The organism is Methylobacterium sp. WL116 (genome assembly GCF_008039455.1).
Classification (GTDB): Bacteria; Pseudomonadota; Alphaproteobacteria; order Rhizobiales; family Beijerinckiaceae; genus Methylobacterium.
In genome coordinates, this window is record NZ_VRUV01000704.1 from 1 (window position 1) to 1924 (window position 1924).

Annotated in this window: 2 protein-coding genes and 1 pseudogene; all 3 read right to left on the reverse strand. The window is 75.9% G+C overall.

The genetic code is table 11. The annotated features are described in order from the left end of the window. Window positions 1-189: pseudogene (locus tag FV223_RS26460) on the reverse strand (hypothetical protein); the annotation flags it as partial. Window positions 190-261: 72 nt separating this feature from the next. Continuing rightward, entirely contained in the window at window positions 262-753 is a 492-nt protein-coding gene (locus FV223_RS26465) for an aminoacyl-tRNA deacylase (protein ID WP_147729711.1), read from the reverse strand. After that, window positions 753-1634 (reverse strand): class A beta-lactamase, encoded by an 882-nt coding sequence (gene bla / locus FV223_RS26470; RefSeq protein ID WP_147729712.1) that lies wholly within the window; start codon window positions 1632-1634, stop codon window positions 753-755. Before bla ends, FV223_RS26465 begins: the two co-directional genes overlap by 1 nt. Window positions 1635-1924: the final 290 nt, after the last annotated feature.

Consider the following 1924-nt stretch of genomic DNA (forward strand, 5'->3'; position numbering starts at 1 on the left):
GCGCGGGGGCGGGGCGGCGTGAAGCAGGACGCCGTCGCTGCCGTCGCCGCGCGGGAAGTAGCGCGGCGCGCTCACGACGGGGCCGCCATAGGCCGGCCCCGGCTCGGGGGCGAACAGGTCGGCCGCGCTGGCGGGCCCCACGGCGAAGCCGCAGAGGAAGCAGGCCCGGATCATCGCTCTCGCGCGCATGCGCACGTCGTCCCCCGACCCGCGGAAACCGGGCACGCGGTGCCAGTGTCGGCGCAGAGGGTGAACCGATCGTTACCGATCGGCCAACGCGACCAGCCGGGCCTGGAGCACCGTGACGAGGTCGGCGGTCGCAAGCCGCAGCTGCAGGCCGCGCCCGCCGCCGTTGACGTGGATCTCGGTGCGGCCGGCGAGCGATCCCGCATCGATCAGCACCGGCACCCGGCGTTTGGCTCCGAGCGGGCTGATCCCGCCGACGTGGTAGCCGGTGATCCGCTCCGCCTCCGGCGGCTTCAGCATCGACGCCGCCTTGCCGCCCATCGCGGCGGCGACCCGCTTCATCGCCACCTCCCGGTCGGAGGCGACGAGCAGGCAGACCGGCTGGCCGTCGACGGCGGCCATCAGGGTCTTGAGGATGCAGCCCGGCTCGACGCCGAGCGCCTCGGCCGCCTGCAGGCCGATGCGTGGCGCCTCCGGGTCGTAGGCGTAGCCCACCATCGCGTAGGCGATGCCGGCCTTGTCCAGCGCCCGCGAGGCGGGGGTCGCCCGCGGCGTCGCCTTGGCCATTACACCGCCTCCGCCAGGATGCGGCCGATCTCGGCATGGGCGGCGTCCCGCGCGGCCGGCGGCGCCTCCGAGCCGGTCAGGAACACACCCGCGAGGATCGGCGCACGGCCCGGCGGGTGCAGGATCGCCACGACGTTCGATGTCGCGTTGTCGCCGCTGCCGGTCTTGTCGCCGACCGGCCAGGCGGGCGGCAGGCCGGCACGGAGCTTGGCCCCGCCGGTCTCGCAGGCGACCATCCAGGCTTCCAGCCGCGCCCGGTGCGGCGGGGCCAGCGCGTCGCCGAGGAGGCAGCGGTCCAGCGTCCGGGTGATCGCGGCCGGGCTGGTGGTGTCGCGCGGATCGCCGGGCAGGGCGGTGTTGAGGGTCGGCTCGGTTCGGTCGAGGCGGGTGACCGCGTCGCCCTGCCCGCGCAGCCAGGCGGTGAGCGCCGCCGTTCCGCCCAGCGCGTCGAGGAGCAGGTTGGCCGCGGTGTTGTCGCTCCGGACGATCGCCGCCGCGCAGAGCCCATCGACGGTCATCTCCGCACGGCCGCCGCCGGCCCTCTCCAGGGCCGAGCGCGTGACCGGGGCGTAGCTCTGCAGATCGTCCGCCCCGTAGGCGATGCGCCGATCGAGCGTTTCGCGGCCGGCGGCGACGCGGGCCAGGATCGCCGCCGCCGCCAGCACCTTGAAGGTGCTGCACAGCGCGAACGCTTCGTCCGCGCGGTGGCCGAGGAACACGCCCGTCGCGTCGTGGAACGCCACGCCGACCCGACCGCCGAGGCGCACCTCGACCGCCCCGATGCGCCCGGCGGCGGCGCCGAGCCGATCGGCGGCGCGGGCGGAGAGCGCTGGCCCGGCGAGCGCCAGGCCGGCGACGACCGCGCGACGGGTATGGGCCATGGTGTGCTCCCTCCGGACGGGTTTCGCGGCGCCGCGGTTTGCGCAACGTCGTTTGCCGAGGCAAGACCCTTTCGCCGGGATGCGGCCGATCGATGACGGCCGCCCCCGCGCGGATGGGCGGATGCCGGGATGCCCCGGGCCCCCATCAGCGATCCGAGCATGAGCGATCCGACCATGAGCGATCCCCCCACCCTGTTCGCCCCGGCCTCCGGCTTCGGGCGCGCCGCCATCGCGGTGATCCGCGTCAGCGGCCCGGCCGCCGGTGCCGTGCTCACGGCGCTTGCGGGCCC

Bases quoted from the DNA above. Each gene is read 5' to 3' on its own strand.
- FV223_RS26465 (WP_147729711.1), bottom strand. From the start codon at position 753: ATGGCCAAGGCGACGCCGCGGGCGACCCCCGCCTCGCGGGCGCTGGAC.
- bla (WP_147729712.1), bottom strand. From the start codon at position 1,634: ATGGCCCATACCCGTCGCGCGGTCGTCGCCGGCCTGGCGCTCGCCGGG.